Genomic DNA, 5194 nt, shown 5'->3' with positions numbered 1-5194 from the left:
CGACCCGAAGGGTGAGCCACGGAGTGGGTCATCAACTGCCAGGCATCAAATAAGTGGAAAGCCCTGTACTGACGTACAGAGCTTTTTGCTATGTAAAATTTGGGGTGTTTTGAACGTTATTTGTCCTGATTTTTGCATTCGTTGCTCCATTGCGGCTTACAAAACCCGAAGTATCGGGATATGGGATCGGTTAAACTAACCACAACTAAGTCACTCATGAGTAATATTGTTATGTCGATTGACGACACCTCTCTTCAGTCTCTGAATACCTTTTCTCTCGCAGCCCATGCTGCTGAAATTATTTATGCTCACAACGCGAAACAATTAACAGATGCCTGGAAATTGGCTCAGGAAAGGCAGCAGCCCTTTTTGCTTTTAGGTGAAGGGAGTAATGTTCTTTTCCTTGAGGACTTTGCGGGAATCATCGCTCTTAACCGGATCAAAGGTATTGAGCTGATTGAAAATGCAAATGAATGGCTCATGCATGTGGGGGCGGGTGAGAACTGGCATCAGCTGGTTTGTTATGCCCTGGAGCATAATATTGCCGGTCTTGAGAATCTTGCCTTAATTCCAGGTTGTGTCGGTTCGGCCCCCATTCAAAATATCGGCGCCTATGGAGTCGAGTTGCAAAGCATCTGCGATTACGTTGATGTTTTAGATCTTAAAATCGGGAAGGTAACCCGTTTATCGTCTGCAGAATGCCAGTTCGGTTATCGTGAAAGCATTTTTAAACATGCCTATAAAGAAGGTTACGCAATCGTCGCCGTCGGACTCAAGCTTTTAAAACAATGGCAGCCAAAACTCACTTATGGTGATTTAAGTCGTCTGAGCCCTGAAACTGTGACTCCCCGTCAGATCTTCGATTCCGTTTGCGCGATGCGCCAGAGTAAGTTGCCAGACCCTGCGGTGACGGGCAATGCGGGAAGCTTTTATAAAAATCCGACCGTCGATGCCTCTGTCGCTGAAAAAATCAGTCTCGAGTATCCTTTAATGCCTGCTTACCCTCAGCCAGATGGGAAAATTAAACTCGCAGCAGGCTGGTTAGTAGAGCAGGCTGGTCTGAAAGGCTTTAGCATTGGCGGTGCGGCTGTTCATGATAAACAGGCATTAGTGCTGATTAATAAAGATCACGCTACCAGCGCAGATGTACGCGCGCTGGCTAAATACGTGCGTGATAATGTAGCTGCAAAATTTGGTATCTGGCTAGAACCAGAAGTCCGTTTCATCGCCTCTCAAGGCGAAGTAAATGCCGTAGGGGCGTTGTCATGAAAGATATTACGGTTCCGTTGCAGTTAATTTCTATCCTGGCTGATGGCGAGTTTCATTCTGGTGAGCAATTAGGTACAGCCATGGGGATGAGCCGCGCGGCAATAAATAAGCATATTCAGACGGTACGGGACTGGGGGGTGGATATATTTACCGTTCCTGGTAAAGGTTACAGTCTCCCGCATCCAATCCAGTTGCTTGATGAAGCTAAGATTCTCGAGATGCTGCCATCTGGAAGAGTTAGCGTTCTGCCTGTCATTGATTCAACAAACCAGTATCTGATGGACAGAATCGGCGAGCTGAGTTCCGGTGATGCCTGTGTGGCCGAGTATCAGCAGGCGGGACGTGGTCGACGTGGTCGCAAATGGTTTTCGCCCTTTGGCAGCAATCTCTATCTTTCAATGTACTGGAAACTGGAACAAGGTCCGGCAGCAGCCATGGGGCTCAGTCTGGTAATTGGTATAGTGATGGCCGAAGTGCTTCAGCGTCTGGGAGCCAAAGATGTCCGGGTTAAATGGCCTAACGATCTTTATCTTAATGACCGTAAGCTGGCCGGGATCCTTGTGGAGCTGACAGGCAAAACCGGAGATGCCGCGCAACTGGTTATCGGTGCGGGTATTAACCTCAAAATGCGCGAGCCTGCGACTGATACGATAAATCAGGGCTGGATTAACCTGCAGGAAGCCGGCGTTAATATTGATCGTAATGAACTGACTGCCACACTTTTGAATGAGCTGCGTTCTGCTTTATTGCACTTTGAGCGCGAAGGTTTGACACCGTTTATCGCCCGCTGGCGTGGTCTGGATAATTTCCTTGATCGCCCGGTTAAGCTGCTGATCGGTGAACAGGAAATCCACGGTATTGAGCGTGGGATTGATCCTCAGGGCGCATTGCTGCTGGAGCAGGACGGTGTCCTTAAGCCCTATATCGGTGGGGAAATTTCACTGCGTGGTCTTTGATTAAAATAAAGGAGAGCCAGCTCTCCTTTATCATAATATCGCTGGATGAACGTTTATTTTCTCAGCCGGACACTTTCGACCGCGTGATTAGCGCTCTTTGTCAAAATCAGACTGGCTCGCTCACGCGTTGGCAGTATATTTTGTTTTAGATTCAATCCATTAATCTCATTCCATAACTGCGTCGCAATATTCACTGCTTCTTCTTCAGGCAGTTTTGCATAGTGATGGAAATAAGAATCCGGATCGGAGAAGGCGCCCTGACGGAATTTGAGGAACCGGTTGATATACCAACCCTGTAATAAGTCTTCGGGAGCATCAACGTATATTGAGAAATCAACAAAGTCGGAAACAAATACACGGTGCGGATCGTGCGGATAATCCATCCCACTTTGCAGGACGTTGAGCCCTTCCAGAATTAAAATATCCGGTTGCTCAATAACTTTATTCCCCTCCGGGATCACATCATAGATAAGGTGTGAATAGACCGGCGCAGTCACATGCTTAGCACCTGATTTGACTTCGGAAACGAAATTGACCAACTGATGCATATCGTAAGACTGCGGGAAGCCTTTTTTCTTCATGATCCCGCGCTCCTGGAGCGTCTTATTGGGATACAGGAAACCATCTGTCGTAATCAGTTCAACCGAACGATGCTCTGGCCAGCGACTGAGGAGCGCCTGAAGGACACGCGCCGTGGTGCTTTTACCTACTGCAACGCTGCCCGCAATCCCAATCACATAGGGTATCTTTTGCCCATCGGTGCCAAGAAACTGCTCCAGCACGGCCTGCCGGCGCAGGTTTGAACTGATATAAAAATTGAGAAGGCGCGAAAGCGGCAGATAGATCTGTGCCACTTCTTCAAGGGACAAGTCCTCGTTGATGCCTTTCAGGTTTACCACTTCCGCTTCTTTAAGCGTGAGGGGGACTGAATCACGTAAGGCTGCCCACTGCGCACGGTCAAACTGCAGATAAGGAGTTGCCAAAGATGGGTCTCTTTTTTTCATAAGTTAAAGTCTGCCTGTTAGCGCAGGTCAGGAAAGGCGATCACGCCAACTCCAGACAGTAAACCAGCAGCATATTATAGACACCTTAATTTTTGGGGGAGATCTTTTTCTTATAACTTATCGATTTCTTTGATTGAGTTTAAAAATTTTTAAGAAAGTTATGAAAACAGGGAAAAGCCTCTTGTAGTGCGGCGTAAAACTCACCGCACCATAGCGGACTAGAAATGAGGATGGGACGCGGGGTTATAAAAGAGAGAGCTGCTTGTAATAGACCACTTCGTTTTTTCGGCTGTAGCCGGTCGTGTTGTGACTGCAATCCACACAGCGATAACCCTGAGCACGGTAGAAAGCTTCAGCCTCTGAGCCAGACTGCATATCTGAGGAAAGTACGGTGCAACGCAAATCCTGAGCGGTGTTTTCCAGAACTCGTATTAACATGCGCCCCACACCGCGACGTTTCGCCCGCGAACACACCAGCAGGGTGCTGATTTCAGCCTGACGTGATAGCTCAGTCTTACCGGCTAAATCAAGCTGAACGGTACCGATGACACCCTGCTCGTCTCTGGCAATCCAAAGCAATACTTCGTTTTGAGAAAGAGCAGGGCGCAAATCATGGAATGTATCTTCGGCCTGTTTTTGTTCTATAACGTGAGGGAAGCCGGCAGATGCTCCCTGGCTGTTAGCTTCTACCAGCAATTGTGCAAGTTCATCTCTGTAGACCGGTAATGTTGCGGCATTAAGCCTTACAATTTTCATCGCTGCCCTCCCCGGATGATAAAAATAGTGCGTTCATAAAGGAGGTTGCAATAAATACGCCAACAAATTTAGCCGTCAGATCAGCTTCCGCAAAAGATAAAGCAGCTTTTTACGCCCATTATTGAAGCAAAGGTACTTTTGTGGTGCGCAAGTCAGCCTTGCATGCGGTAAAGAGGTTTTTAAAGAGCAACCGGCAAAAAACATCAGGTAGCGGCTGCCATCCCTGCGCTGGGAAGCAATATTTTCGCGCATTATTTAATCCGATAAACCCTTTGAAATGGGAAAAAGCAGGTTTTTTGAATAAAACATGAGCGATAGCGCAAAACATGCAATTTTTTTGTTGCATAGCCCTCAAAGTCTCCCTAGAATGCGCAGCACTTGATGCCGGCATAGCTCAGTTGGTAGAGCAACTGACTTGTAATCAGTAGGTCCCGAGTTCGACTCTTGGTGCCGGCACCATTCAAGTACTAACAATTAGGTGGGGTTCCCGAGCGGCCAAAGGGAGCAGACTGTAAATCTGCCGTCATCGACTTCGAAGGTTCGAATCCTTCCCCCACCACCATACAAGCCTTAGCAATGAGGCAGCTTGAAGTGATAGAGTCGCTTCAAGTGAAGGTGAGGAATTAAGTGTCTCACGTCCTTTTCCCCGTCTTCGAAGTTCTTCAGAACAATCAGGTAGCCGAGTTCCAGGATGCGGGCATCGTATAATGGCTATTACCTCAGCCTTCCAAGCTGATGATGTGGGTTCGATTCCCACTGCCCGCTCCAAGTATGTGCTGATATAGCTCAGTTGGTAGAGCACACCCTTGGTAAGGGTGAGGTCGGCAGTTCGAATCTGCCTATCAGCACCACTTCCAAATCCTCCCTCCTGATTTTCTTTCTGTAAACTAATTCGTCAAGCAAATGCTTGGTTGATGTGGTGATACCACCGATTTAACCGTGTCTTAGAGGGACAATCGATGTCTAAAGAAAAATTTGAACGTAACAAACCGCACGTTAACGTTGGTACTATCGGCCACGTCGACCACGGTAAAACTACCCTGACTGCAGCAATCACTACCGTTCTGGCTAAAACCTATGGTGGTTCTGCACGCGCATTCGACCAGATCGATAACGCACCAGAAGAAAAAGCTCGTGGTATCACCATCAACACTTCCCACGTTGAATATGACACCCCGACTCGTCACTACGCGCACGTTGACTGCCCAG

Annotated in this window: 6 protein-coding genes and 4 tRNA genes; 7 read left to right on the top strand and 3 right to left on the bottom strand. The window is 47.8% G+C overall.

Going from position 1 to position 5194, the window contains the following annotated elements:
• The first annotated feature begins 231 nt into the window (after nt 1-231).
• Together murB and birA are read left to right on the top strand one after the other, a co-directional pair.
• Nucleotides 232-1269 carry a UDP-N-acetylmuramate dehydrogenase gene (murB, locus tag J1778_RS00225; protein ID WP_217171502.1) on the top strand — a complete coding sequence of 346 codons (1038 nt, stop codon included), beginning with the start codon at nt 232-234 and terminating at the stop codon, nt 1267-1269.
• Nucleotides 1266-2225, top strand: a complete 960-nt coding sequence (gene birA, locus J1778_RS00220; RefSeq protein ID WP_217171501.1) for a bifunctional biotin--[acetyl-CoA-carboxylase] ligase/biotin operon repressor BirA — start codon at nt 1266-1268, stop codon at nt 2223-2225. Before murB ends, birA begins: the two co-directional genes overlap by 4 nt.
• 53 nt (nt 2226-2278) lie before the next feature.
• On the opposite strand, the gene coaA is transcribed toward birA, so the two are convergent.
• The 3 genes from coaA to J1778_RS00205 form a co-directional block, all read right to left on the bottom strand.
• Nucleotides 2279-3229 carry a type I pantothenate kinase gene (coaA, locus tag J1778_RS00215; RefSeq protein WP_217171500.1) on the bottom strand — a complete coding sequence of 317 codons (951 nt, stop codon included), beginning with the start codon at nt 3227-3229 and terminating at the stop codon, nt 2279-2281.
• A gap of 243 nt (nt 3230-3472) precedes the next feature.
• Nucleotides 3473-3985, bottom strand: a complete 513-nt coding sequence (locus tag J1778_RS00210) for a GNAT family N-acetyltransferase (RefSeq protein ID WP_238484489.1) — start codon at nt 3983-3985, stop codon at nt 3473-3475.
• Nucleotides 3986-4103: 118 nt separating this feature from the next.
• Nucleotides 4104-4331 (bottom strand): hypothetical protein, encoded by a 228-nt coding sequence (locus J1778_RS00205; protein ID WP_217171499.1) that lies wholly within the window; start codon nt 4329-4331, stop codon nt 4104-4106.
• A 37-nt stretch (nt 4332-4368) separates the two neighbouring features.
• Between J1778_RS00205 and J1778_RS00200 the strand changes: the two genes are divergently transcribed.
• The 5 genes from J1778_RS00200 to J1778_RS00180 form a co-directional block, all read left to right on the top strand.
• Nucleotides 4369-4444, top strand: a tRNA-Thr gene (locus J1778_RS00200).
• Between the two features lie 18 nt (nt 4445-4462).
• Nucleotides 4463-4547: transfer RNA gene (locus J1778_RS00195), tRNA-Tyr, on the top strand.
• A 131-nt stretch (nt 4548-4678) separates the two neighbouring features.
• A tRNA-Gly gene (locus J1778_RS00190) sits at nt 4679-4753 on the top strand.
• 7 nt (nt 4754-4760) lie between these two features.
• A tRNA-Thr gene (locus J1778_RS00185) sits at nt 4761-4836 on the top strand.
• Nucleotides 4837-4944: 108 nt separating this feature from the next.
• Nucleotides 4945-5194, top strand: a 250-nt coding sequence (locus J1778_RS00180; protein WP_238484488.1) for a GTP-binding protein, incomplete at its 3' end; no start/stop codon positions are given.

The organism is Rahnella bonaserana, assembly GCF_019049675.1.
Classification (GTDB): Bacteria; Pseudomonadota; Gammaproteobacteria; order Enterobacterales; family Enterobacteriaceae; genus Rahnella; species Rahnella bonaserana.
The sequence above is the reverse complement of the archived record's forward strand: the minus strand, read 5'-3'. Positions and strand labels throughout refer to the sequence as shown.

Bases quoted from the DNA above. Each gene is read 5' to 3' on its own strand.
- murB (WP_217171502.1), top strand. From the start codon at position 232: ATGTCGATTGACGACACCTCTCTTCAGTCTCTGAATACCTTTTCTCTC.
- J1778_RS00205 (WP_217171499.1), bottom strand. From the start codon at position 4,331: ATGCAACAAAAAAATTGCATGTTTTGCGCTATCGCTCATGTTTTATTC.
- coaA (WP_217171500.1), bottom strand. From the start codon at position 3,229: ATGAAAAAAAGAGACCCATCTTTGGCAACTCCTTATCTGCAGTTTGAC.
- J1778_RS00210 (WP_238484489.1), bottom strand. From the start codon at position 3,985: ATGAAAATTGTAAGGCTTAATGCCGCAACATTACCGGTCTACAGAGAT.
- birA (WP_217171501.1), top strand. From the start codon at position 1,266: ATGAAAGATATTACGGTTCCGTTGCAGTTAATTTCTATCCTGGCTGAT.